Source organism: Streptantibioticus parmotrematis, assembly GCF_019890615.1.
Lineage (GTDB): Bacteria > Actinomycetota > Actinomycetes > Streptomycetales > Streptomycetaceae > Streptantibioticus_D > Streptantibioticus_D parmotrematis.
The window spans coordinates 477,824-501,555 of the sequence record NZ_JAINVZ010000002.1; the positions used below are offsets into that span (position 1 = coordinate 477,824).

The following is a 23,732-nucleotide window of genomic DNA, read 5'->3' on the forward strand; positions in this document are numbered from 1 at the left end:
CCCCGCTGCGACCCCCCGGGTACGCGAAAGCGCCCCGTACCACGATGTACGGGGCGCTCGTTCGTCGTACTACGTCGTGACCTACTGCTCCGCGGGGCGGATGTAGAGCCGCTGCCCGGTGGCGGCGGCCTGCTGCACGATCGTCTTGACGGAGGCGGCGTCCACGACGGTGCTGTCCACGGCCGTGCCGTTCGCGTCGTCGAGGCGCATGATCTCGAAGCGCACTGGCTTCTCCCTTCGTCCGTCCCGCGACGGGCGCGGGGTCGAGACCTTCGGACACTCCTCCATTGGAGAGCCGCGCTGCTTCGCGGCGGCTTCGGCCGGATTGCCTGCCCGTTACATCTCGTCTCAACGAACGTAGGTAAGAAAATATTCCGTACGCTAAGGAAAAATTTTCGGTGCCTAATTACTGACGAGTAGCCGACGGGGGGACGTCGCCCCAGAACGCGTCCAGCACCGCCGCCGTCGCCTCGGGACGCTCGGCGTTGGGGGAGTGCTCGGCGCCCTCGATCACCTCGCGCCGCGCGCCCAGCCGCTCCGCCATCGCGTCCAGCCACGGCACCGGCCACGCGTAGTCCACCGCGCCGGACACCACCAGCTTGGGCAGCGCCACCGCCGCCAGCTCGGCCACCCGGTCCGGCTCGGCCACCAGCTGGCGGCCGGTCACGATCAGCTGCTCGGGCACGTTCGCCACCCAGCGCCGGTGCAGGAACGCGTCGAGCCCCTCCGGCATCCCGTCCGGCTCCGCGCCCCCGGCGGCGGCCGTCGGGTCCTCGGCGTCCAGCGCCCGCATCGCCCGCCAGACCGTCTCCATGTCCATCGTGACCAGCGCCCGCAGCAGCATCCCGGTGCGCTTGCGCTGGTCCTCCTCGATCGCGGCGGGGCCCGAGCTCATCAGCGTCAGCGACGCCCACGGCCCGGCGTCCGCCAGCACCGCGCTGCGCGCCACCAGCCCGCCGAACGAGTGCCCCAGCAGGTGCACGGGGCCCGCGTCCAGCGCCGCCGCCTGCGCCAGCAGATCGGCGACCAGCTCCTCGCGGGCGTACGCCGACTCCTCGCGCGGCCCGCCGGACTCGAACTGCCCGCGCCCGTCCACCGCGACGACCCGCCAGCCCGCCCGCGCCAGCGGGTCGAGCAGCGCCACGAAGTCCTCCTTGCTGCCGGTGAACCCGGGCACCAGCAGCGCGGTCCCGCGCCGCGCCTCTCCCGCGTCCAGCACGGCGAACTCGCCGCGCGCGGTGGGCAGCCGGTACGCCCGCGCGGACTCGGGCACGTCGAGGATCGGAGGTCGGCTCATGCGGCCAGGCTAACCGCCCGCGATCAACGCGAAACGGCCCGCACCCCCGTCCGGGGTGCGGGCCGTCCGTGGCGTGCGACGGTGTGCGAGATCCCGGAGGATCAGGCTTCCGTCGTGGGCTCCGCCTTGGCGGTCGCGCGGGTCCTGCGACGGCGGCGGGCGGGCTTGGCCTCACCCTCGGCCGCCTCACGCGGCGCGGCGGTCGCGGCGGGCGCGGCCTCCACGGTCGCCGTGGCGGTGCCGCCGGTGCCGGACTCCGCGGCCGCCGGGGCGCCCGAGCGGGTACGACGGCGGCGGCGCGGCGCCGGACGCGACGCGGGCGCGTCACCCTCGGCGGTCGACTCCGCCGCGGGCCGCTCGGCGGGCGCGGGCACGGTCGCGGCCGACTCGTCCACCGGAGCGCCGCTGCGGGTGCGACGGCGCTGGCGCGGGGCGCGCTCCCGCTTGGGGCGCTCGGCCGGGGCGGTCGAGGCGGCCGGACCCGAGGAGGACTTGCGGCCGCGGCCGCCGGTCTCGCCCAGGTCCTCGATCTCCTCGGCACCGAGCCCGGCCCGGGTGCGCTCGGCGCGCGGCAGCACGCCCTTGGTGCCCTCCGGGATGCCCAGCAGCTCGTACAGGTGCGGGGAGGTCGAGTAGGTCTCCTCCGGGGCGTTGAACGGCAGGTCCAGCGCCTTGTTGATCAGCTGCCAGCGCGGGATGTCGTCCCAGTCGACCAGGGTGATCGCGATGCCGGAGTTGCCCGCCCGGCCGGTGCGGCCGACGCGGTGCAGGTAGGTCTTCTCGTCCTCGGGGGACTGGTAGTTGATGACGTGCGTCACGCCGTCCACGTCGATGCCGCGCGCGGCGACGTCGGTGCAGACCAGCACGTCGACCTTGCCGTTGCGGAACGCGCGCAGCGCCTGCTCGCGGGCGCCCTGGCCCAGGTCGCCGTGGACCGCGCCGGCCGCGAAGCCGCGCTGGGTCAGCTGGTCGGCGATGTCGGCGGCGGTGCGCTTGGTACGGCAGAAGATCATCGCCAGCCCGCGGCCCTCGGCCTGCAGGACCCGGGCGACCAGCTCCGGCTTGTCCATCGAGTGCGCGCGGAAGACGTGCTGCGTGATGTTGGCCACGGTCGCGCCCTCGTCGTCCGGCGCGGTGGCGCGGATGTGGGTGGGCTGCGACATGTAGCGGCGGGCGAGCGAGATGACCTGGCCCGGCATGGTCGCCGAGAACAGCATGGTCTGCCGCTTCTTCGGCAGCATCTCCATGATCTTCTCGACGTCGGGCAGGAAGCCCAGGTCGAGCATCTCGTCGGCCTCGTCGAGCACGAGCGCGCGCACGGACTTCAGGTTCAGCTTGCGCTGGCCGGCCAGGTCGAGCAGGCGGCCCGGGGTGCCGACGACCACGTCGACGCCCTTCTTGAGCGCCTCGACCTGCGGCTCGTAGGCACGGCCGCCGTAGATGGCCAGGACCCGCACGTTGCGGACCTTGCCGGCGGTCAGCAGGTCGTTGGTGACCTGGGTGCACAGCTCGCGGGTGGGCACGACGACCAGGGCCTGCGGCCCGTCGCTCAGCGCCTCGGGGGCCGCGCGGCCCGCCTCGACGTCGGCGGGCACGGTGACCCGCTCCAGCAGCGGCAGGCCGAAGCCCAGCGTCTTGCCGGTGCCGGTCTTGGCCTGGCCGATGACGTCGCTGCCCGAGAGGGCGACCGGGAGGGTCATCTCCTGGATGGGGAACGGAGTGGTGATGCCGACGGCTTCCAGGGCCTCGGCGGTCTCGGGGAGGATCCCGAGATCACGGAAAGTCGTGGTGGACAGGATGCTTGCCTCTTCCATCAGCGCGGCGCCGTACGGTGAGGGGGGTCGAGCTTCCGGCCGGCGTCATGCTCTGCCGTGCCGGGCGCTGACCGCGCCTTGTGTGTCGTCGTACGGCCGCTTCGGGTCGTACGAGGAGCGCGGGACCGCGGCCCTCACGTGCGCCGCGAGCGGGCCCGCCCACAGGGAGGTGGGAGGGCTGTCGGTTCGGAGCCGATCGGGCCACCGACCGGGCATCCGCATTCGTGGATGAGTCCGCCGACTCATTCGGCGGGCTCTCTTACCACTGTACCCCGGAACCGCTCACGCGTGGCGGATCGATTCTCTCGGGCTGTCGCCGGGCGTGCGCCCGCGCACGCCCGGGCCCGCGTCCGTGCGCCGTGGCCGGGAAGGCCCCGCGGCGCCGGGCGGGGCTCTCGCGGGGGCGCGGGCGGACTATTGTGCCGAGCATGCAGACGCCTGACGAGACTTCCGAGCAGCCCGAGCCCACCGGGATCGCCGCCCAGGACTGGACGACCGCCGCCGCCGACCCGCAGTACCGGGCCGCCGTCGTCGACCTGCTCGGCGCGCTCGCCTACGGGGAGCTGGCCGCGTTCGAACGGCTCGCGGAGGACGCGAAGCTCGCGCCGACGCTGGCCGACAAGGCGGAACTGGCCAAGATGGCGTCGGCGGAGTTCGCCCACTTCGAGCGGCTGCGGGGGCGGCTGGCCGAGATCGGCGAGGAGCCGACCGCCGCGATGGAGCCGTTCGCGGCGGCCCTGGACGGCTTCCACAAGCAGACCGCGCCGTCCGACTGGCTGGAGGGCCTGGTCAAGGCGTACGTGGGCGACTCGATCGCCAGCGACTTCTACCGGGAGGTCGCGGCGCGGCTGGACTCCGACTCCCGGGGGTTGGTGCTGGGCGTCCTCGACGACACTGGGCACGCGAGCTTCGCGGTGGAGAAGGTACGGGCCGCGATCGAGGCGGAACCGCGGGTCGGCGGGCGGCTCGCGCTGTGGGCGCGGCGGCTGATGGGCGAGGCGCTGTCGCAGGCTCAGCGGGTCGTCGCCGAACGTGACGCGCTGTCCACGATGCTGGTCGGGGGCGTGGCGGACGGCTTCGACCTCGCGGAGGTCGGCCGGATGTTCACCCGGATCACGGAAGCGCACACCAAGCGGATGTCGGCGCTCGGGCTCGCGTCCTAGCCGCTACGACCTGCGCGCCTGGCTCAGCGTCAGGTGATGGGGCTTCAGCAGCAGCGACAGCAGGGCCGTCGAGACCAACAGGGCCGCGGCCAGCGGGAAAAGCGGCGGGGTCGGGCCGACGATCCAGGACGTCAGGCCGCCGCCGACCAGGGCCGCCGCCGGGCCGGTCGCCAGGGTGAGGCGGTGGTCGCGGAAGCGGTCGGGCAGCCGGTGGACGGCGGTCCAGGCCACCGCCAGCCCGATGAGTGCGCTGACCAGCGATTCCCAGGCCATGGCGTCCCTCCCGCCGATCTCTTACGTCCGGCACACCGTCGTAAATGCAGACGCTTCGGGTCCTACCCCGTGGCCACGGGTACGCAAACGGCGGCCATCCGGTTCACTCCCGGATGGCCGCCGTTCGGCCGTCTGTTCGCGGAAACGCCCGACAGCGGGACGGCTCCCGCGGGTCGACTACAGCGGGCCGAAGCCCACCTTGTGCTTCGTCGGCTCACCGAGCTCCACGTAGGCCAGCCGGTCGGCCGGGACCAGGACCTTGCGGCCCCGGTCGTCGGTGAGGGCCAGCAGCTTGTCGGTGCCGGCCAGGGCCGCGGCCACGGCCTTCTCGACCTCCTCGGGCGACTGCTCGCTCTCGATGACGATCTCGCGCGGCGCGTACTGCACGCCGATCTTGACCTCCACGGCTCTCTTCCCTCCGATGGTGCGGCGTTGTGCGCCAACAGTAGCGTCTGCGGCGCGGCGTCAGTGCTGCTGACCTGCTGGGTCCGCGCCGTGCAGCGGGAAGCCCGCGATGCCCCGCCAGGCCAGCGAGGTCAGCAGCTGCACCGCCTGGTCGCGCGGGATCGGGCTGCCCGAGGAGAGCCAGTAGCGGGCGACCACCTGCGAGACGCCGCCGAGGCCGACCGCCAGCAGCATCGACTGCTCCTTGGCCAGGCCGGTGTCCTCCGCGATCACCTCGCTGATCGCCTCCGCGCACTGCAACGCCACCTTGTCCACGCGCTCGCGCACGGCCGGCTCGTTGGTCAGGTCGGACTCGAAGACCAGCCGGAAGGCGCCGCCCTCGTCCTCGACGTAGGCGAAGTAGGCGTGCATCGTCGCCTCGACGCGCTTCTTGTTGTCCGTGGTGGACGCCAGCGCCGTGCGGACCGCCTGCAACAGCGACTCGCAGTGCTGGTCGAGCAGGGCGAGGTAGAGCTCCAGCTTGCCCGGGAAGTGCTGGTAGAGGACGGGCTTGCTGACGCCCGCGCGCTCCGCGATGTCGTCCATCGCCGCCGCGTGGTACCCCTGGGCGACGAAGACCTCCTGGGCCGCGCCCAGCAGTTGGTTGCGTCGGGCGCGGCGCGGCAGACGCGTCCCACGCGGGCGCGCCTGAGTCTGCTCCGTGGCTGTCACGCCGCCTCCCAAAGTGCTTGTTCCCGTGACGCCGGGCCCGTGCCGGGGCCGGTGTCGTCGAAATGTGCGGTCTGCCGCGGTGTGCCCGCGCTGCGGACGCCATCGTACGGTTGGGTAACCGACCTGTGCGTGGCCCGGCGGCAGAATCTCATCGAGCGGCCGGTTTCGGCACCCTGAGCCCGCCCGCTTCGTACGGACTTGTCAGCGATAGTCGTCTTCGTCGAGCGGTACGGACCGGTGCTGCTCGGCGGCGTCGGCCGGATCGACGTCGTCGCGAGTGGGCTCCTCGCCCTGCTCGTCGTCCTCCAGGACGCCGGACCGCTGCTCGGCGGCGTCGGCCTCGTTGGCCTCGAGGGTCTCGTTCGGTTCTTCCGACATGGAACCTCCTGTCCCTGCTGGTCCGCGCGGGGCCGCGACGGCCGGCCCGCGCACCCCGTACTACGAGCGTACGGGCCGCGCACCGGGCCGCACCTCCCGTGACCGCCGCCCGCGGGACATCCGGCGCGTTCACGCCGCTCGCCGCGCGGGTACCCGGCGCGAGGGCCCGGGACGCCCGAGCCCTCTCTTGCGTCGGCCTGTTACTTCGGGCGAGGTCCCGTGACGCGCGCGGTTCGGTGTCCCGGGGGTGCCGGTACGTGATCGGCTCGTAATATTGAGCGCATGTCCTCCACTGAGTCGTACGGGTCACCGGAGTCGTACGGGTCGCGCGAGCCCCGCGGGGCCGCGGGGGCCCCCGGGCCGGGTGAGGCGCCCGCCGACGCCTCGCCGACCGGGCCGGACACCGCGGTGACCGACGCCGCCGTGGCCCAGCCGGCCGCGACCGTGCCGCCCGCGGGCGGGAGCGGGGCGGACACCGACCGGGAGACCACGCGCACGGTGTCCGTCCCCGGCGCGACGCTCTTCGTGCGCTCCCGGCCGCCCGCGCCGCCCAACGGCGACCGCCCCGCCCCCGCCCTCTTCCTGCACGGCCTCGGCGGCTCGTCGCAGAACTGGTCGCGGCTGATGGGCCTGCTCGACGACGTGCTGGACAGCGAGGCGGTCGACCTGCCCGGCTTCGGCTTCTCCCCGCCGCCGGACGACGGCGACTACTCCATCAACGCCCACGCCCGCGCGGTCGTGCGGCTGCTGGAGGCCGAAGGGCGCGGCCCGGTCCACCTGTTCGGCAACTCGATGGGCGGCGCCGTCGCCACCCGGGTCGCCGCCGCCCGCCCCGAGCTGGTGCGCACCCTGACCCTGGTCTCGCCCGCGCTGCCGGAGATCCGCCCGCAGCGCAGCGCCTGGCCCACCGCGCTCGCCTCGGTACCGGGACTGCCCAGGCTCTACATGCGCGCCACCCGCGACTGGTCGGTGGAGCGCCGCACCCACGCCCTGATCTCGCTGTGCTACGGCGACCCGGCGGCTTTCGGCGAGGAGGAGATGGCGGAGGCGGTGCGCGAGTACCGGCGGCGGCTGGAGCTGCCGTACTTCTGGGACGCGATGATCCGCTCCACCCGCGGCATCGTGAACGCCTACACCCTGCCCGGGCAGCACTCGCTGTGGCGGCAGGCCGGACGAGTGCTGGCGCCGACCCTGCTGGTGTACGGGGGGCGCGACAAGCTGGTGTCGTTCCGGATGGCCCGGCGCGCGGCGAAGGCGTTCCGCGACGCGCGGCTGCTGGTCATCCCCGACGGCGGCCACGTCGCGATGATGGAGCACCCGCGCTCGGTCGCCCGCACCTTCCGCGAACTCCTGACGGAAGCCGGCGCCTGACCGAGGAATCGTCCCGTATTCGCCGCTTTTGCCTTGCGATTGCCTGGCGAACCATCAGTCCGGCTTTGACATTGCCAAAGAAATCCTTCAATGTTGCCGTCATGTCCACGCCTCACGCCGCCGCCCCGACCGCCTTCCAGCTGGCGCTCATCGGTGTGACCGGACACAGCGTGGCCGACGTCCACTGTCGCTGATCCAGCCCGTCCCGTAGAGCCCCGCCGGGCCGTCCCCGGCCGGCGTTCCGGGGCGACCCCCGCGCGCACGGCGCCCGGCCCATGGACAGCGTTGTCAGCGTTGTCAGTGTTGTCGTCCACCACGCCAGGCCCCGCAGGCCGCCGCCGCACGCGCCCCCTCCGCAGTTCCCCTCGCATCCGCGTGCCCTCCGGCAGCAAGAAAGGCCCCTCCCGATGTCCAGAACACCCCGTATATCCCGCCGCGCCGCCGCGGCGGCCGTCACCGTGGCCCTTGCCGGAGGGGCCGCGGCGTGCGGCCCGACCAGCGGTGACGCGGGCGCCGACGCGACCCCGCACAAGGGCGGCACGCTGACCGTCCTCAACCAGGCGCCGCAGGACAACTTCGACCCGGCCCGCCAGTACACCACCGGTGGCGGCGACATCCCCGGCCTGGTCTTCCGCACCCTCACCACCCGCGAGCGGGCCAACGGCGCCGAGGGCACCAAGGTCGTCCCCGACCTGGCCACCGACACCGGTGAGCCGTCGAAGAACGCCACCGTGTGGACGTACCACCTCAAGAGCGGCCTGAAGTTCCAGGACGGCACCGCGATCACCTCGGCCGACATCAAGTACGGCATCGAGCGGTCCTTCGCCCCCGAACTGTCCGGCGGCCCGCCCTACTTCCGCGACTGGCTGGTCGGCGCCGAGAACTACCAGGGCCCGTACAAGGACAAGCACGGCCTGGACTCCATCGAGACGCCGAACGCCTCCACCATCGTCTTCCACCTCACCAAGCCCGAGGGCGACTTCCCGTACCTGGCGACGATGACGCAGTTCTCGCCGGTGCCGAAGGCCAAGGACACCGGCGCCACGTACTACCTGCACCCGGTCTCCTCCGGCCCGTACGAGGTCACCGAGAACCAGAACAACGGCACCCACCTGGTCTTCAAGCGCAACCCCTACTGGTCGGCCGCCACCGACAGCCAGCGCAAGGCCTACCCGGACACCATCGACGTGCAGGCGGGCCTGGACCCGGCCGTCATCAACCAGCGTCTGGAGACCAGCTCGGGCACCGACGCCGACGCCGTCACCACCGACACCAACCTCGGCCCGGCCGAACTCGCCAAGATCAACGGCGACAAGGAGCTGAAGTCCCGCGTCGGCACCGGCCACTTCGGTGAGACGTACTACCTGGCCTTCAACCCCAAGGTGAAGCCGTTCGACGACATCAAGGTGCGCGAGGCGATCTCCTACGCGGTCAACCGCACCTCGGTGGTCAACGCCGCGGGCGGCTCCTCGCTCGCCGAGCCCGCCACGACCTTCCTGCCGGACCAGGCGACCTTCGGCTACACGCCCTACGACTGGTTCCCGGCCGGTGCCACCGGCAACCCGGCCAAGGCCAAGGAGCTGCTGAAGGAGGCCGGTTACCCGCACGGGCTGACCATCACCCTGGCCTCCTCCACCTCCGACGCCTCCTACCAGGGCCCGGCCATCGCCACCGCCGTCCAGGACGGCCTGAAGGCCGCGGGCATCACCGTCAGGATCAACCAGATCCAGGACGACAGCTACTCCTCGACCGTCGACTCGGTGAAGACCGAGCCGGGTGTCTTCCTCGGCAGCTGGGGTGCCGACTGGCCGTCCGGCGGCCCGTTCCTGGCGCCGATCTTCGACGGCCGCCAGATCGTCACCGACGGCTCCAACTTCAACAACGCCCAGCTGAACGACGCCCAGGTGAACGCGACGATCGACAAGATCAACGCCGTCACCGACCACGCCGAGGCGGCCAAGGAGTGGGGCGCGCTGGACAAGCAGCTCGGTCAGCGGGCCCTCACCGTGCCGCTGTTCCACCCGGTCTACGAGCGGCTGTACGGCAAGAACATCCGCAACGTCGTCATCAGCGACTGGGACGGCCGCGTCGACGTGGCCGACGTCGCGGTCAAGTAGGCCGGGACCCATGAGCGCTCAGGACCTGCTGGCCGGGGCGGCCCCCTCCACCGCGGGGGAGGCCGCCCCGGCCGCCGGGGCCCGGCAGGTGTGGCGGCGGCTGCGCGCCCGCAAGTCCGCCCTGGCCGGGATCGTCGTCATCGCCTTGCTGCTGCTCGTCGCGGTCTGCGCACCGCTGCTGACCGCGATCGAGGGCCAGGACCCCACCACGTACCACGACAGCCTGCTCAACTCCGCGGCCGGTGGCGTGCCCGTCGGCCCGTTCGGCGGGATCAGCGGCGCGCACTGGCTGGGCGTCGAACCCGGCAGCGGGCGCGACCTGTTCGCCCGGCTCGTCTACGGCTCGCAGGTCTCGCTGCTGGTCGCCGTCGGCGCCACCCTCGTCGAGGTCGTCATCGGCGTCGTCGTCGGCCTCGCCGCGGGCCTCGGCAACAAGCTGCTCGACCAGTTCCTCGGCCACACCACCGACGTGATGCTCGCGCTGCCCTCGCTGGTCTTCGCGATCGCGCTGATGGCCGTCGTGCCCTCCGGCTTCCCGCGCCCCCTGCTGCTGACGCTCGTCATCGGCCTGCTGGGGTGGGGCGGCACGGCCCGCGTGGTGCGCGCCCAGACCCTCACCCTCAAGGAACTCGACTACGTCTCGGCGGCCCGGCTCGGCGGCTCCTCGCGCTGGCGCATCGCCCGCCGCGAACTGCTGCCCTCGCTCGCCGCGCCGGTCATCACCTACGCGGCGCTGCTGCTGCCGTCCAACGTGGCCAGCGAGGCGGGCCTGTCCTTCCTCGGCGTCGGCGTGAAGCCGCCCACCTCCTCCTGGGGCCAGATGCTCTCCTCCGCGACCACCTGGTTCCAGTCCGACCCGACGTACGTCCTGCTGCCCGCCGCCTTCCTGTTCGTGACCACCTTCGCCTTCACGGTCGTCGGCGACGCGGTGCGCACCGCGCTCGACCCGCGCGCCGCCTCCCGCCTGCGGGTGGGCACCGGACGCGCGAAGAAGCGGGGAAACGACACGAAGCGCGGGAACGACGCACAGCGTGGGAACGACACGAAGCGCGGCGGCGACGCCAAGCAGGCGTCCGCGGACGCGAAGGGAGCCGCGGCATGACGCGCTTCGTCCTGCGGCGGCTGATCGGCATGGTCGTCGTGCTGCTCGCCCTGTCCGTCGTCATCTACGCGGTCTTCTACCTCGCCCCCGGCGACCCCGCGCAGCTCGCCTGCGGCCTCAAGTGCTCGCCCGCGCAGGTCGCGCAGGTCCGCGAGCAGCTCGGCCTGAACGAGCCGGTCTACCTCCAGTACGCGCACTTCCTCCAAGGCATCGTCGCCGGGCGGGACTTCAGCACCGGCACCGGCGTGCTGCACTGCCACGCGCCGTGCCTGGGCGTGTCGTACAAGACCGGCGACCAGGTCACCTCGCTGATCGCCTCCCGGCTGCCGGTGACCGCCTCGCTGGCGCTCGGCGCGATGGTGCTGTGGCTGGCGCTCGGCGTCGGCACCGGACTGCTGTCCGCGCTGCGCCGCGGCCGGTTCACCGAACGCGCCCTGACCACGCTGACGCTGGCGGGCAACGCGGTGCCGGTCTTCATCATCGGCCTGCTGCTGCTCCTGCTGTTCTGCGCCTCCCTCCAGTGGCTGCCGTTCCCCACCTACGTGGGCCTGACCCAGAGCCCGCAGCAGTGGTTCTGGGGGCTGCTGCTGCCGTGGGTGTCGCTGGCGCTCATCGAGTCCGCCAAGTACGCCCGGCTGACCCGCTCCTCGATGCTGGAGACGCTCGCGGAGGACCACATCAGGACCTTCCGCGCCTACGGGGTGAGCGAACGCGCCCTGGTCACCCGGCACGCGCTGCGCGGCGCCCTCACCCCGGTCATCGCGCTGTCCGCGCTCGACCTGGGCACGATGTTCGGCTCCGCGGTGCTCACCGAGTCGCTGTTCGGACTGCCGGGCCTCGGCAAGCTGCTGGTCTACTCGGTCGGCGTCGTCGACCTGCCGGTGGTCGTCGGCCTGGTGCTGGTCACCGGCTTCTGCGTGGTCCTCGCCAACGCCCTCGCGGACACGCTGTACGCGGTGGCCGACCGAAGGGTGGTGCTGACGTGAGCGCCGACACCGACACCCGGGAAGCCTCGGGTGTCGCGGACGCGCCGCTGGTCGAGGTCCGCGGCCTGACCGTCGAGTTCCCGGTGGACGACGGCGGCAGCGTGCGCGCCGTCGACGGGCTGGACTTCACCGTGCGGGCCGGGCAGGCGCTCGGCATCGTCGGCGAGTCCGGTTCCGGCAAGTCCACCGTCGCCTTCGACCTGCTGGGCCTGCACCGCGGCACCGGAGCCCGCCTCGGCGGCACCGTGCGCGTCGCGGGCGTCGACCCGCACACCGCCGAGGGCGACGAACTGAAGTCGCTGCGGGGCGAGTTGGCGGCCATGGTCTTCCAGGACCCGCTGTCCGCGCTCGACCCGTACTACGCCATCGGCGACCAGATCGCCGAGGTGCTGCGCACCCACCGCCGGGTCACCCGACGGGCGGCGCGGGCCCGTGCCGTCGAGGTGCTGGACCGGGTCGGCATCCCCGACGCGGCCCGCCGCTCCCGGCTGCGCCCGCACGAGTTCAGCGGCGGCATGCGGCAACGCGCCCTGATCGCGATGGCGCTGGCCTGCGAACCCCGGCTGCTGATCGCCGACGAGCCGACCACCGCGCTGGACGTCACCGTGCAGGCGCAGATCCTCGACCTGCTGCACGACCTGCGCGCCGAGACCGGCGCCGGGCTGATCCTGGTCACCCACGACCTGGGCGTGGTGGCCGGCAGCGTCGACGAGGTGCTGGTCATGAAGGACGGCCGGGCCGTCGAGCACGGCGGCGTCGCCGAGGTGCTCGGCAGCCCCCGCGAGCCGTACACCCGCGCCCTGGTCGGCGCGGTGCCCCGGCTGGACGCGGTCCGCGAGCCGGAGCCGGTGACCGCGGCGGCCGACGCGGACGGCGGGGACGGCGGGGCGGCGACGGACGCCGCCGGGCCCGGGGGCGACGTACTGCTGGAGGCGACCGGGCTGCGCAAGGAGTTCGGCCGCAGGGGCGCCCGGCTGACCGCCGTCGACGACATCTCGCTCACCGTACGGCGCGGTGAGACGCTCGGCGTCGTCGGCGAGTCCGGCAGCGGCAAGACCACGCTGGGCCGGATGCTGGTGCGGCTGCTGGAGCCCACCGCCGGACGGCTCGTCTACGACGGCCGCGACATCGGCGGCCTCGGTGAGCGCCAACTACGGCCGATCCGGCGCGAGTTGCAGATGGTCTTCCAGGACCCGGTCTCCTCGCTCAACCCGCGCCGCAGCATCGGCGAGTCCATCGCCGACCCGCTGCGCGCGGCGGGCAGGTTGACCGACCGTCAAGTCGTCTCACGCGTGGGGGAGTTGCTGGAACGCGTCGGACTCGATCCGGACTGGTACCACCGCTACCCGCACGAGTTCTCCGGCGGGCAGCGGCAGCGGGTCGGCATCGCCCGGGCGCTGGCCCCCGAGCCGAAGCTGATCGTCTGCGACGAGCCGGTCTCCGCGCTCGACGTCACCACCCAGGCTCAGGTCGTCGGCCTGCTCGGCGAACTGCGCCGCGAACTCGGCCTGTCGCTGGTCTTCGTCGCCCACGACCTGGCTGTCGTGCGGCAGGTCAGCGACCGGGTCGCGGTGATGCGCGCCGGACGCGTCGTGGAGCACGGCACCGCCGACCGGATCTACGACTCCCCGCAGCACGAGTACACCAAGGGGCTGCTCGCCGCCGTCCCGGTGCTCGACCCCGAGGAGTCGGCGCAGCGGCGGGCGGCCCGGCGGGCGCTGGTGCGCGGCTGACCGGCCGCCACCGCGCCGGGCACGCCGCCGTCCCGGCGGTAGCGGCCGGAACGCGCCGACGCACCGAAAAGTTACGGGCGTTCACCCCTTCCGGTGGCGCGGCGGACAACCGTCCGTCGCGCCACCGGCATCTCGGCATAGCGTCACCCCATCGTCTCGTCCCAGGTCACGAAGGGGGTGCTCCGATGCACGTGGCGCTGCTCACGGAGGGTGATCGAGGTGGCGCGGAGGGCCGCACCTCCGCCTGGTGCGACCGCCTGGTGCGCCGGCTCGCCGACCACGACTTCGCGGTGTACGCGGTCGGTGCGGCGGCGGGGGAGTGCCCGGAGGGGACGCGTCGCCTGCCGCTCGACGGCCCGCCGCCCGCCGGACGCCCGCCGCGCCGCGCCGCCCGCCGCCGCTTCCTCGACGCGTACGGGGAGATGGCGGACGCGCTGGCCCGCGCCGGGGGGTCGGACGGCCACCAGGAGGACCGTTTCAGCAGTGGTCTGTACGGCCTCGCGCGGTGCGCGGAGCGGGACGGCGGGCTGCCCGCCGCCCTGCGCTCGGAGGCGGCCGCCCGCACCCTGGAAGCCACCTGCCGGGCGCCCGGCGCCGACCCGCTGGCCGCGAGCGGGGGCCCGGCCGGGCTGCTCGCCGCCCGCGACGCGCTGGAGCGGGCCCTTCGCCCGCTGTCGGCGCCCTGGTACGGGCCCGACGCCCTCGGCGCGGCCGACCTGTGCCACGCCACCTCGGTGGGCCCGGCCGCGCTGCCCGGACTGCTTGCCGCCCACCGGCTCGGCACCCCGCTGCTGGTCACCGAGTACGCGGTGCGGCTGCGCGCCCACTACCTCGCGTCCCGCGAACTCCCGCCGCCGGAACGGGCGTTGACCTCCGCGTTCCACCGCCTGCTGGCCGCCGGGACCTACCGCGCGGCGGCGCTGATCACCCCCGGCGACGCCCACATCCGCCGCTGGCAGGAACGCTGCGGCGCCCCGCACGAGCGCCTGCGCACCGTCCACCCCGGCATGGACGCCGGGCGGCTCGCCCAGGTGGGCGAGGCGGCGGAGGCCGCGCGGCGGAGCGGTGACGGCGGCGCCCGCGAAGGCCTCGGTGCCCGGACCGCCCCCACGCTGCTGTGGACAGGGCGGGTGGAGCCGGGCAAGGACCTCGTCGCGCTGCTGCACGCGTTCACCTCGATACGCGCGCACGTCCCCGGGGCCCGGCTGCGCATCGCCCACGGCGGCCCGGCCGACCCCGACCACCTCGCCCGCTGCCGCACGCTGGCGGCGCAGCTCTTCCCCGACGAGGCCGCCGACACCAGCACGCCGGGCGAGAACCCGGTGGTGTTCACCGACCTGTCCGCCCCCGGCGCCCCCGCGCTCGCCGACGTCCACGCGGCGGCCGACCTCGTGGTGCTCTCCAGCGCCGTCGAGGGCTTCCCGGTCACCCTCGTCGAGGCGATGTTCTGCGGCCGGGCCACCGTCTCCACCGACACCGGCGCGGTCCGCGAGGTCGTCGGCGGCACCGGCCTCGTCGTCCCGCCGCGCAACCCCCGCGCGCTCGCCGAGGCCTGCGCCGCCCTGCTGCGCGACCCCGAGCGCCGCTCCCGCCTCGGCGCCGCCGCCCGCGCCCGCGCCGTCGAACTCTTCAGCGCCGAGCAGAACGCGACCGCCTTCCGCGCGATGTACCGCGACCTGGCCGCCGGACGCGTCCCGGCGACCGCCGCCGCGCCGGTGCCGTTCGCCACGACGGCCGAGGCGGTGCTGCCCGCCGCCGGGACCACCGGCCGCGCGCCGCGCCCTCCCGCCTGGGCCCGGCGCCGGGTGCCCGCGACCGTGGGCGGTGATCTCGCGTGACCCCCGCCCCACGCGCCCACCGGGCCGACGCACGCCCGGCGGGGGAGCGCTCTCAGGCCGCCCGCGCCGGTGCCGACCCGGTGCGCGAACTGATGCTGCGCCACCACGACCTGTGCGCGTACGCGGTCGACCCGCTGGAGATCGCCGCGGGCCTGGAGGCGCGTGGCGTCACCGACCGCGACGCCGCCCGCTGCCGCCACCGCGACGTCTTCTCACTCGCCGAGGAGCTGTACGCCCGCGTACCGCGCGCCCTCGACGAGCCCAAAGTCCCGCCCTCCACAGCAAAAATGACGATTCGTCAAGTTTTGTGGCACTTCCTCCCCGGTGCCGTCTGCCTGGCGGGGATCGCCGCCTCGCACGTGGCCGGGTCCCGGTGGAGCGCGGTGACCGGGGGCGCGGCGCTGGTCGCGGTGGCCGCCTCGGCCCGCGCCGCGGTGCGGCGCGGGCCCTTGCGCGCGCCCCGCGTCCCCGGCACCGCGCTCGTCACCTGCTGGCTGCTGGCCTTCGCGCTCTACGGGCCCGCCGCGCTCGACGCGTTGCCCGGCCTGCCGCGCGGCGGGCCCGGCGGGCTGCTCGACCCGGTCGCCGCGTCCGGGTTCCTCGCCCGGGCTGGCGCGCTGCTGCCCGCCGCCTGGCTGGCGGCGCGGTTCGCCCGGCGCGGGCGGCGACGGCTCGCCGACAGCCACGACCTCGCCGAGTTCGGCGCCGGGATGCGCCCGGCCGCGCTCGGCGTGCTCGCCGCGTTCGCCCTGACGCTGACCGCGCTGCTCACGCTCGCGTACGCCGTGGCGGACGGCCGTGCGGCAGGCGCCGACGGCGGTGCGCACGCGGTCGTGGCGCTCGCCGGTGCCGCGCTGCTCGGCCTGCTGCTGTTCACCGCCCAGCTCCTCGCCGTCCACGGCCACGGCCGGGCCGCGCTCGCCGGGACCGGCGCGGCGTGCGCCGCCGAGGCCGCCGTCCTCGTGCTCGCCGCCGTGAGCCGGCTGCCCGGCCTCGCCGCCGCGAGCGCGCCGCTGCGGCTGCTCGCGCGCACCGGCGGCCCGGGCGCGGTCCAGGCGCTCGCCTGCGGCGCCGCGACGCTCGCCCTGGCCGCCTTCGCGCTCGCCGCGCTGGCCCGGGGCGGCGCCCACCACGCCCCCACCGCGTACGGGCCCCCGGCCGTGCCCCCGCGCCGTCCCCGGTCCGGCCACCACCCCGGCCGCCCGCACCTGTCCACCGCCGCTACCTCCGCCGACCGGGCAGCGGCTCGGTGAACGAGAACCTTCCAGGAGACCCCTTGAAAACGCACCACTCGCACCCGTCCACCACGCACCGGCAGGGCGGCGCCCGATGAGACTGCTGCTGCTCGGTGCCGACGGATTCCTCGGCCGCCACGTGGCCGAACGCCTGCTGGCCGACCCCGCCGTCCAGCTCACCGCGCTCGGCCGGCGCGACGACGCGGACGTGCGCTTCGACCTGGCCAGCGGCAGCCCCGGCGCGCTCACCCGCTTCCTGGACGCCGTCCACCCCGGCGTCGTCGTCAACTGCGCGGGCACGACCAGGGGCGGCGCCCGCGACCTGACCCGGCACAACACCGTCGCGGTCGCCACCGTCTGCGAGGCGCTGCGCCGCAGCTCCTGCGGGGCCCGGCTGGTCCACGTGGGCTGCGCCGCCGAGTACGGCCCGTCGCCCGCCGGTTCGTCCACCGGCGAGGACGCGGTGCCGCGTCCGGGCGGCCCGTACGGCGTCAGCAAGCTGGCCGCCACCGAACTCGTCCTCGGCTCCGGCCTGGACGCGATCGTGCTGCGGGTCTTCTCGCCGGTCGGCCCCGGCACCCCGCCCGCCTCGCCGCTGGGCCGTCTCGCGGAGGCGCTGCGGCGGGCGATGCAGAACGGCGACGCCGAGATCAAGCTGGGCGGCCTCGGCATGCAGCGCGACTTCGTGGACGTGCGCGACGTGGCCCGCGCGGTGCACGCCGCCTCGCTGTCCGCCGCGCAGGGCGTGGTGAACATCGGCACCGGCCGCGCGGTCCGGCTGCGGGACGCCGTCGCCCACCTGGCCAGGGCGGCGGGCTACGGCGGCGCGCTGCACGAACTGGACGAGCCCGCGGGTCTGTCCGCTCCCTACCCGGACGGTTGCGGCGTCTGGCAGCAGGCGGACGTGCGCACCGCCCGCGACCGGCTGGGCTGGCGCCCGCGCATCGCGCTGGACGAGTCGCTGGCCGACATCTGGATGGAGGCGGCGTGCCGCATCTGACCGGCCGGGCGATGCCCGGCATATGAGCGCGAACTGTCTCGCGCCTCGGACCGGGAGTCTCGGAATGCCGAAGGGCGTGGCAGTGTTACGGGAACAGAACCACCCGTGAATGAGATCGAATCACCTCGACTAACGGAGTTCCCGTGTCGCTGCCACCCCTGGTCGAGCCCGCCGCAGAGCTGACCGTCGACGAGGTCCGCCGGTACTCCCGTCATCTGATCATCCCGGATGTCGGGATGGACGGGCAGAAGCGGCTGAAGAACGCCAAGGTGCTGTGCGTGGGCGCCGGCGGCCTCGGCTCCCCGGCGCTGATGTACCTCGCCGCTGCCGGTGTGGGCACGCTCGGCATCGTCGAGTTCGACGAGGTCGACGAGTCCAACCTGCAACGCCAGATCATCCACAGCCAGGCCGACATCGGCCGTTCCAAGGCGGAGTCCGCCCGCGACACCGTCAAGGGCATCAACCCGTACACGGACGTCGTCCTGCACGAGGAACGGCTCGAGTCCTCCAACGTGATGGAGATCTTCGCCCAGTACGACCTGATCGTGGACGGCACGGACAACTTCGCCACCCGCTACCTGGTCAACGACGCGTGCGTGCTGCTGAACAAGCCGTACGTGTGGGGCTCGATCTACCGCTTCGACGGCCAGGCGTCGGTCTTCTGGTCCGAGTACGGGCCGTGCTACCGCTGCCTGTACCCGGAGCCCCCGCCGCCCGGCATGGTGCCGTCCTGCGCCGAGGGCGGCGTGCTGGGCGTGCTGTGCGCGTCGATCGGCTCGATCCAGGTCAACGAGGCGATCAAGGTGCTGACCGGCATCGGCGAGCCGCTGGTCGGCCGTCTGATGATCTACGACGCCCTGGAGATGCAGTACCGCCAGGTCAAGGTCCGCAAGGACCCCGAGTGCGCGGTCTGCGGCAAGAACCCGACGGTCACCGAGCTGATCGACTACGAGGCGTTCTGCGGCGTGGTGAGCGAGGAGGCCCAGGAGGCCGCCAAGGACTCCACGATCACGCCGAAGCAGCTCAAGGAGTGGATCGACGCGGGCGAGAGCATCGAGATCATCGACGTGCGCGAGCCCAACGAGTACGAGATCGTCTCCATCCCGGGCGCGAAGCTGATCCCGAAGAACGAGTTCCTGATGGGCGGCGCCCTCCAGGACCTGCCGCAGGACAAGCGCATCGTCCTGCACTGCAAGACCGGCGTGCGCAGCGCGGAGGTCCTCGCGGTGCTGAAGAACGCGGGCTTCTCCGACGCGGTCCACGTCGGCGGCGGCGTCATCGGCTGGGTCCACCAGATCGAGCCGGACAAGCCGGTCTACTGACCGGTCCGGCCCGCCTCGCACGAAGGGCCCGCCCCGAGTGGCCGGAAACGGCCGCCCGGTGCGGGCCCTTCGCGCGTGCGCCCGGGCCTCAGCCCCCGTACGCCGCGGCCAGCGCGTGGAAGACCTTCTTCGGCTCCCAGGCCATCGACGGGTGCGTGGTGCCGCGCAGGCCGCCGGGCAGCACCTTGACCACGCCGTACGACGCCATGTCGAGGTCGTGAAGCGGGTCGTCCGCCACGTGCGGCAGCTCGAACCCGGCGAAGGTGAACCAGAACGCGGCTTCCACGCCCTCGCGTTCGAAGACCTCCAGCACCTCCTGGAAGTAGCGCACCTGCTCGTCCTCGTCGCGCACCGGGTCGCCGGTCAGCGACGGCGGCTCGGTGCCGCGGTCGACGATCATCCAGCCGGTGCCGCCGCGTTCGCCCGCGCCCCGGTAGCCGCAGCAGCCGAACTCGGTGACCGCGACCGGTTTCCCGTGCCGGAACATCGCCCGCACCTCGTCGCGGAAGCGGTCCGCGTTGTGCCCGCCCCGGTACGCGTCGGCCGCCACGATGTCGAACGGCCCCCAGTCGACGTCCTCCCAGGTCCCGGCCGCGTACGTGATCGGGCCGCCGAACCGCTGCCGGGCGTCGGCGACGACGTCGGCGAGGAAAGCGTTCATCCGGCCCGGGAGGCCGCCGAACTCGGCCCAGTCGCGCGGGTTGTTGGTGGTCAGCGCCGCGATGCGGTCGTAGACGGTGGCGCCGGGCAGGAACCCGGCGGCGAACAGGGACAGTTCGCAGCCGGTCACCAGCACCACGTCGGCGCCGCCGCGCCGGATCTCCTCCGCCCGCCGCGCGCAGTCGGCGAAGAACGGCCGCAGCTCGTCGGCGGTCAGCTCGCAGGGGAACGGCGCGAACCAGACCTGAAGGCCGACGGCCGCCGCGTGCTGCGCGGCGGCCGTCAGCCGTTCCGGGTCCCCGCCGGAGATCCGCACCGCCGTGCAGTGCAGATCGGAGGCGATGACCCGCATCTCCTCGGCGACCACGTCCGGGTCGAAGTCGGTGCGGGACAGCTCACCGCCGGGGCGGAAGCCGGTGTCGTAGTTGATGCCCTTGCCGCGCATGGTCTTCCTCGGGTGGGTCGCTCAGCCGTGTCGTCTCGTGTGCCGACGCTACGTCAGGCGGCTTTGGGCAGCCGGACGTTGTCGGCGCCCGCCGCCTCCCGCTTGGCCACCGCGTCGGCCTCGGCCTCGACCATCTTCTCCATCGGGTCCGCCGCGACCTGGCCGATCACGATGGCCGCGCCGATCGCCACGATGGTCAGCACCGTGCCCAGCCAGACCATGGTCGACACCGGCAGGGTGAAGGCGCCGATGAGCCGGGCCACGCACTCCACCAGCAGCGAACCGCCCCAGATCACGCTGAACAGCCGCTCCAGCCGCTGGAAGCGGGTGGAGGTGGCGGCCAGGTGGTCCCAGACGGCGACCTTCGTGGCCTGACCCTTGGTGATCATCGGCTTCAGACCGGCCGACATCAGCGGCTTGGAACCGAACGCGGAGACCAGGATGGCGATCCCGATCACGCTGCTGACGCCGGAGTCCTTGGCCAGCATGATGCGCGGGTTGCCGGTGACGAAGCTCAGCGCGATACCGATCACGTTGACCGCCAGCATCAGCGCGGCCAGACCGTTGACCCGGCGGTCCTTGATCAGTGAGAAGACGGTGCGCGCGGCGGGCACGACGCTGCTGAGCGCCAGCGACATCACCAGGCCGACGCCGAAGCCGTCGTGCAGCGCGTAGTACGACCCCAGGGGGATCGCGATGTCGAGGACCAGGGGCTTGAGGTTGTTGACCAGCTCGTTGCCGGCCACACCCTCGGACGTGGCGTCGGCCTGGGTGGTGGCCTTGGTGGGGGACTCGGACATCTCAGCCGCCTCCGCTGTCGTGGGCTCGCGGCCTTCGGGGCCGCCGTGGTGTGTCGCAGGACCAGGTTCGCGGAGGACGGGGCGCGTACGGCAGTGTCGTCGCTCCATGGCTCGCCAGTACAAATGTCACAGGTCGCGAGCGGGTGGAGCGGCACTCGAACCGGGGCGCGGGGCGGGGCAGCGGGGTCGGTTTCCGGCCACACGCGGCGCCCGCGTCGGACGGAACGCGGGCGCCGCGTGGTCTACAGGGCGACGAGGGTGATCTCCGTCGCCTTCACGCTCACCCAGACCTCCTGGCCGTCCGCCAGGCCCAGGTCGGCCGCGGCGGTGGTGGTGATCTCGGCGATGGCGTCCAGGCCGCGCGCCTCGCCGAGCGCGGTCGCCAGCACCCGCACCCGGCCGCCGAGCGCGGTCAGTTCCCGCACCCGCGCGCGCCACACGTTGCGCGGGCTGCCCTCGGGCCGGTCCCGGTGCAGCGCGACCGCCTCCGGGCCGACCACGGCCAGCGCGGCGTCGCCGTCCGCCCCCTGGGGCGCCTCGGCGGCCACCAGCCGCGCGCCGCCGGGCAGGCACAGCTCGGCGCCGTCCAGCGTGCCGGTCCAGGCGTTGCGGCCCAGCATCCGCGCCACCCAGGGCGAGCGGGGGTGCCGGGCGACCTCGGCGGGCGGCGCGTACTGCACCTGGCGGCCGTCCTCCAGCACCAGCACCTGGCCGGCGAGCGAGACCGCCTCGACCGGGTCGTGGGTGACGATCAGGCAGACCCCGGCGAACCCGGACAGGTGCTCGCGCAGGGTGTGGCGCACGTGCGCCCGGGTGGTCTGGTCGAGGGCGGCCAGCGGCTCGTCCAGCAGCAGCAGCCGTGGCCGCGCCGCCAACGCCCGGGCCAGCGCGACCCGTTGGGCCTGCCCGCCGGACAGGCGGCCCGGCTTGCGGCGCGCCAGCGGCCCGACCCCGAGCCGCTCCAGCCAGTCCAGCGCCTCGGCCCGCGCCCGCTTGCGCGGCACGCCCTGCGCCCGCAGCCCGTACGCGGTGTTGGACAGCGCCGTCAGATGCGGGAACAGGGCGCCGTCCTGCGGCACCCACGCCACCCCGCGCCGGTGCGGTGCCTGCCGTGCGGCGTCCACCTCACCCAGCCGCAGCGTCTCGGTGCGCGAGAGCGGGGTAAGGCCCAGCAGTGCCCGCAGCAACGTGGTCTTGCCCGCGCCGTTCGGGCCGACGACGGCGATCGTGGTGCCGGGCGGGGCGGACAGCGACAGGTGCGTGTAGCCGGTGACCTCGGCGGCCAGCGGCCAGGGCGTCACGTCGGCGGGCGGGACGGGCTCCGCCTCCGGCCGCTCGGGGAGCGCCCCGGCACCGGCCAGGCCCCCGGAGACGTCTCCGGCCGGGTCCTCCACCCGCCGGGCGGCGGCCGGGCGCGCCCCGGTCCAGCGGCCGCGCAGCACCAGCAGCACCGCCATCGCCACCGCGAGCAGCAGCAGCGAGACGGCGGTCGCGCCCTGTGGGTCGTCCTGGAGCATCAGGTAGACCTGCAACGGCAGGGTCTGGGTGACGCCCGGCAGGTTGCCCGCGAAGGTGATCGTGGCGCCGAACTCGCCCAGCGCCCGCGCCCAGCACAGCGCGGCGCCCGCCACCAGCCCCGGCGCCGTCATCGGCAGCGTCACCGTCCAGAACGCGCGCAGCGGGCGGGCGCCCAGCGAGGCGGCGGTCTCCTCGTAGCGGGGATGCAGCGCGGCGAGCGTGCCCTCCAGGCTGATGACCAGGAACGGCATGGCCACGAACGCCGCCGCCACCACCGCGCCCTTGGTGGTGAACGGCAGCGTCAGGCCGAACCAGTCCTGAAGCAGCGAGCCGATGACGCCGTTGCGGCCGAAGCCCATCAGCAACGCCACACCGCCCACCGTCGGCGGCAGCACCATCGGCAGCATCACCAGCGCGCGCACCAGCGTCTTGCCGGGGAACTCCACCCGGGCCAGCACCCACGCCAGCGGCACCCCGAACAGCAGCGACAGGCCCAGCGCCGAGAACGACACGGTCAGCGAGAGGCTGAAGGCCTGCCGTACGTCCGACGCCGTCAGCTCGGACCACAGGTTCGACCACGGGGTGCGCACGAGGACACCGGCCAGCGGCAGCGCGAGGAAGACGACCGCCGCCAACGCGGGGAGGGCGAGGGCGATCGGCGGTCGTCCGACCCGGCCCGCCGCCCGCCGCCGCACGCGGGGGGCGGCGGGCGGCGCTGCCGCCGGCCGGGTGCCGGTCACGGCTGCTGGAAGCCGTAGGAGCGCAGGATCGACTGGCCCTGGGAGGACGCCAGGAAGCTGACGAACGCCGAGGCGTCGGTCTTGTCCTTGGAGTCGTCCAGCGTCGCCGCCGGGTAGGAGGCGATGGCGTTCTGGCTGTCGGGGATGGTCACCGTGCCGACCTTGCCCTTGGCGCCCTCGGCGTCGGTGACGTAGACGATGCCCGCGTCGGCCTCGCCGAGCTCCACCTTGCTGAGCACGGCCGTGACGCTGGCCTCCTGGGAGACCGGGTGCACGGTGACGTGCTGGGCCTTGAGGACCTTGTCGCCGTAGTTGCCGACCGGCACCTGCGGCGCGGCCAGCACCACCTTCAGGCTGGACTTCGACAGGTCGTCCAGCCCGGTGATCTTCTTCGGGTTGCCCGGCGCGGTGGCGATCGTCAGCCGGTTCTTGGCGATGATCGTCGGGCTGCCGGTCTCGGACTTCAGGCCGTCCATCGTCTTGGTGTCGGCGGTCACCAGCACGTCCGCCGGGACGCCCTGCTTGACCTGCGCGGCCAGGTCCTGCGACCCGGCGAAGGAGAAGCGCACCGTGGTGCCCGGGTGGGCCTTCTCGTACGCGGCGCCCTCGGCCTTGAAGACGTTGTCGAGGGAGGCGGCGGCCAGCACGGTCAGCGTGACCTCCTTGCCGGAGGCCGCCGAGCCGCTGGGCGACCCCGACGCGCTGGAACTGGAGGAGGACTTGGAGCCGCCACAGGCGGCCAGGGGCAGCACGAGGGCGACGGCCACCGCGGGCAGGGCCGCACGGCGGATGAGGGTGGAGGACATCGGAGTCTCCGTCAGGCT

At 73.9% G+C, this 23,732-nt stretch carries 21 protein-coding genes and 1 pseudogene; 11 read left to right on the forward strand and 11 right to left on the reverse strand.

Going from position 1 to position 23,732, the window contains the following annotated elements; all coding sequences use genetic code 11:
• Positions 1 to 81 precede the first annotated feature (81 nt).
• The 3 genes and pseudogenes from K7472_RS04950 to K7472_RS04960 form a co-directional block, all read right to left on the reverse strand.
• Entirely contained in the window at positions 82 to 225 is a 144-nt protein-coding gene (locus K7472_RS04950) for a DUF8834 family protein (RefSeq protein WP_222974237.1), read from the reverse strand.
• A gap of 181 nt (positions 226 to 406) precedes the next feature.
• Positions 407 to 1,297, reverse strand: coding sequence for an alpha/beta fold hydrolase (locus K7472_RS04955; RefSeq protein WP_222974239.1), 891 nt, complete (start codon positions 1,295 to 1,297; stop codon positions 407 to 409).
• A gap of 104 nt (positions 1,298 to 1,401) precedes the next feature.
• Positions 1,402 to 3,111: pseudogene (locus tag K7472_RS04960) on the reverse strand (DEAD/DEAH box helicase); the annotation flags it as partial.
• A gap of 428 nt (positions 3,112 to 3,539) precedes the next feature.
• Between K7472_RS04960 and K7472_RS04965 the strand changes: the two are divergent.
• On the forward strand, positions 3,540 to 4,274 hold the full coding sequence (locus K7472_RS04965; RefSeq protein WP_222974241.1) for a ferritin-like fold-containing protein: 735 nt from the start codon (positions 3,540 to 3,542) through the stop codon (positions 4,272 to 4,274).
• A gap of 3 nt (positions 4,275 to 4,277) precedes the next feature.
• On the opposite strand, the gene K7472_RS04970 is transcribed toward K7472_RS04965, so the two are convergent.
• From K7472_RS04970 to K7472_RS04985, 4 genes are all read right to left on the reverse strand, one after another.
• Positions 4,278 to 4,547: a hypothetical protein gene (locus K7472_RS04970; protein ID WP_222974243.1), complete on the reverse strand. Its 270-nt coding sequence runs from the start codon at positions 4,545 to 4,547 to the stop codon at positions 4,278 to 4,280.
• Positions 4,548 to 4,724: 177 nt separating this feature from the next.
• Positions 4,725 to 4,952 carry a DUF3107 domain-containing protein gene (locus K7472_RS04975; protein WP_222974245.1) on the reverse strand — a complete coding sequence of 76 codons (228 nt, stop codon included), beginning with the start codon at positions 4,950 to 4,952 and terminating at the stop codon, positions 4,725 to 4,727.
• A 60-nt stretch (positions 4,953 to 5,012) separates the two neighbouring features.
• The gene (locus K7472_RS04980; protein ID WP_222974247.1) at positions 5,013 to 5,663 is read right to left on the reverse strand and encodes a TetR/AcrR family transcriptional regulator; all 651 of its coding nucleotides are present in this window, start codon (positions 5,661 to 5,663) and stop codon (positions 5,013 to 5,015) included.
• A 201-nt stretch (positions 5,664 to 5,864) separates the two neighbouring features.
• Positions 5,865 to 6,041 carry a hypothetical protein gene (locus K7472_RS04985; protein WP_222974249.1) on the reverse strand — a complete coding sequence of 59 codons (177 nt, stop codon included), beginning with the start codon at positions 6,039 to 6,041 and terminating at the stop codon, positions 5,865 to 5,867.
• 282 nt (positions 6,042 to 6,323) lie between these two features.
• Here K7472_RS04985 and K7472_RS04990 point away from each other — a divergent pair, with 282 nt between their 5' ends.
• The 10 genes from K7472_RS04990 (at position 6,324) to moeZ (ending at position 18,745) form a co-directional block, all read left to right on the forward strand.
• Positions 6,324 to 7,412, forward strand: coding sequence for an alpha/beta fold hydrolase (locus K7472_RS04990; RefSeq protein WP_222974252.1), 1,089 nt, complete (start codon positions 6,324 to 6,326; stop codon positions 7,410 to 7,412).
• A gap of 101 nt (positions 7,413 to 7,513) precedes the next feature.
• On the forward strand, positions 7,514 to 7,606 hold the full coding sequence (locus tag K7472_RS33645; protein ID WP_372457910.1) for an Ms4533A family Cys-rich leader peptide: 93 nt from the start codon (positions 7,514 to 7,516) through the stop codon (positions 7,604 to 7,606).
• Between the two features lie 213 nt (positions 7,607 to 7,819).
• Positions 7,820 to 9,529 (forward strand): ABC transporter substrate-binding protein, encoded by a 1,710-nt coding sequence (locus tag K7472_RS04995; protein ID WP_222974254.1) that lies wholly within the window; start codon positions 7,820 to 7,822, stop codon positions 9,527 to 9,529.
• Between the two features lie 10 nt (positions 9,530 to 9,539).
• A complete protein-coding gene (locus tag K7472_RS05000; RefSeq protein WP_222974257.1) occupies positions 9,540 to 10,631 on the forward strand; it encodes an ABC transporter permease in 1,092 nt (363 codons plus the stop codon).
• Entirely contained in the window at positions 10,628 to 11,617 is a 990-nt protein-coding gene (locus K7472_RS05005) for an ABC transporter permease (protein WP_222974259.1), read from the forward strand. The genes K7472_RS05000 and K7472_RS05005 overlap by 4 nt, the downstream gene beginning before the upstream one ends.
• Complete coding sequence (locus tag K7472_RS05010; RefSeq protein ID WP_222974261.1) at positions 11,614 to 13,350, forward strand: dipeptide ABC transporter ATP-binding protein; 1,737 nt, start codon at positions 11,614 to 11,616, stop codon at positions 13,348 to 13,350. Before K7472_RS05005 ends, K7472_RS05010 begins: the two co-directional genes overlap by 4 nt.
• Positions 13,351 to 13,535: 185 nt before the next feature.
• Positions 13,536 to 15,188 (forward strand): glycosyltransferase, encoded by a 1,653-nt coding sequence (locus tag K7472_RS05015; protein ID WP_222974263.1) that lies wholly within the window; start codon positions 13,536 to 13,538, stop codon positions 15,186 to 15,188.
• On the forward strand, positions 15,185 to 16,441 hold the full coding sequence (locus K7472_RS05020) for a hypothetical protein (protein ID WP_222974265.1): 1,257 nt from the start codon (positions 15,185 to 15,187) through the stop codon (positions 16,439 to 16,441). The genes K7472_RS05015 and K7472_RS05020 overlap by 4 nt, the downstream gene beginning before the upstream one ends.
• A 76-nt stretch (positions 16,442 to 16,517) precedes the next feature.
• Positions 16,518 to 17,423, forward strand: a complete 906-nt coding sequence (locus tag K7472_RS05025) for an NAD-dependent epimerase/dehydratase family protein (RefSeq protein WP_109451907.1) — start codon at positions 16,518 to 16,520, stop codon at positions 17,421 to 17,423.
• 143 nt (positions 17,424 to 17,566) lie between these two features.
• Positions 17,567 to 18,745: an adenylyltransferase/sulfurtransferase MoeZ gene (moeZ, locus tag K7472_RS05030; protein WP_222974268.1), complete on the forward strand. Its 1,179-nt coding sequence runs from the start codon at positions 17,567 to 17,569 to the stop codon at positions 18,743 to 18,745.
• A gap of 88 nt (positions 18,746 to 18,833) precedes the next feature.
• Here the strand turns inward: moeZ and K7472_RS05035 are convergent, their stop codons facing one another.
• From K7472_RS05035 to modA, 4 genes are all read right to left on the reverse strand, one after another.
• On the reverse strand, positions 18,834 to 19,850 hold the full coding sequence (locus K7472_RS05035) for a glycoside hydrolase family 113 protein (protein WP_222974269.1): 1,017 nt from the start codon (positions 19,848 to 19,850) through the stop codon (positions 18,834 to 18,836).
• Positions 19,851 to 19,903: 53 nt separating this feature from the next.
• Positions 19,904 to 20,650: a VC0807 family protein gene (locus tag K7472_RS05040; RefSeq protein ID WP_252395045.1), complete on the reverse strand. Its 747-nt coding sequence runs from the start codon at positions 20,648 to 20,650 to the stop codon at positions 19,904 to 19,906.
• Positions 20,651 to 20,892: 242 nt separating this feature from the next.
• Positions 20,893 to 22,908, reverse strand: a complete 2,016-nt coding sequence (locus K7472_RS05045) for an ABC transporter permease (protein WP_372457912.1) — start codon at positions 22,906 to 22,908, stop codon at positions 20,893 to 20,895.
• Entirely contained in the window at positions 22,905 to 23,714 is an 810-nt protein-coding gene (gene modA, locus K7472_RS05050; protein WP_222974271.1) for a molybdate ABC transporter substrate-binding protein, read from the reverse strand. The genes K7472_RS05045 and modA overlap by 4 nt, the downstream gene beginning before the upstream one ends.
• Positions 23,715 to 23,732 lie beyond the last annotated feature (18 nt).

Bases quoted from the DNA above. Each gene is read 5' to 3' on its own strand.
- K7472_RS04955 (WP_222974239.1), bottom strand. From the start codon at position 1,297: ATGAGCCGACCTCCGATCCTCGACGTGCCCGAGTCCGCGCGGGCGTAC.
- K7472_RS04965 (WP_222974241.1), top strand. From the start codon at position 3,540: ATGCAGACGCCTGACGAGACTTCCGAGCAGCCCGAGCCCACCGGGATC.
- K7472_RS04970 (WP_222974243.1), bottom strand. From the start codon at position 4,547: ATGGCCTGGGAATCGCTGGTCAGCGCACTCATCGGGCTGGCGGTGGCC.
- K7472_RS04985 (WP_222974249.1), bottom strand. From the start codon at position 6,041: ATGTCGGAAGAACCGAACGAGACCCTCGAGGCCAACGAGGCCGACGCC.
- K7472_RS04990 (WP_222974252.1), top strand. From the start codon at position 6,324: ATGTCCTCCACTGAGTCGTACGGGTCACCGGAGTCGTACGGGTCGCGC.
- K7472_RS33645 (WP_372457910.1), top strand. From the start codon at position 7,514: ATGTCCACGCCTCACGCCGCCGCCCCGACCGCCTTCCAGCTGGCGCTC.
- K7472_RS04995 (WP_222974254.1), top strand. From the start codon at position 7,820: ATGTCCAGAACACCCCGTATATCCCGCCGCGCCGCCGCGGCGGCCGTC.
- K7472_RS05000 (WP_222974257.1), top strand. From the start codon at position 9,540: ATGAGCGCTCAGGACCTGCTGGCCGGGGCGGCCCCCTCCACCGCGGGG.
- K7472_RS05005 (WP_222974259.1), top strand. From the start codon at position 10,628: ATGACGCGCTTCGTCCTGCGGCGGCTGATCGGCATGGTCGTCGTGCTG.
- K7472_RS05015 (WP_222974263.1), top strand. From the start codon at position 13,536: ATGCACGTGGCGCTGCTCACGGAGGGTGATCGAGGTGGCGCGGAGGGC.
- K7472_RS05025 (WP_109451907.1), top strand. From the start codon at position 16,518: ATGAGACTGCTGCTGCTCGGTGCCGACGGATTCCTCGGCCGCCACGTG.
- K7472_RS05035 (WP_222974269.1), bottom strand. From the start codon at position 19,850: ATGCGCGGCAAGGGCATCAACTACGACACCGGCTTCCGCCCCGGCGGT.
- K7472_RS05040 (WP_252395045.1), bottom strand. From the start codon at position 20,650: ATGTCCGAGTCCCCCACCAAGGCCACCACCCAGGCCGACGCCACGTCC.
- modA (WP_222974271.1), bottom strand. From the start codon at position 23,714: ATGTCCTCCACCCTCATCCGCCGTGCGGCCCTGCCCGCGGTGGCCGTC.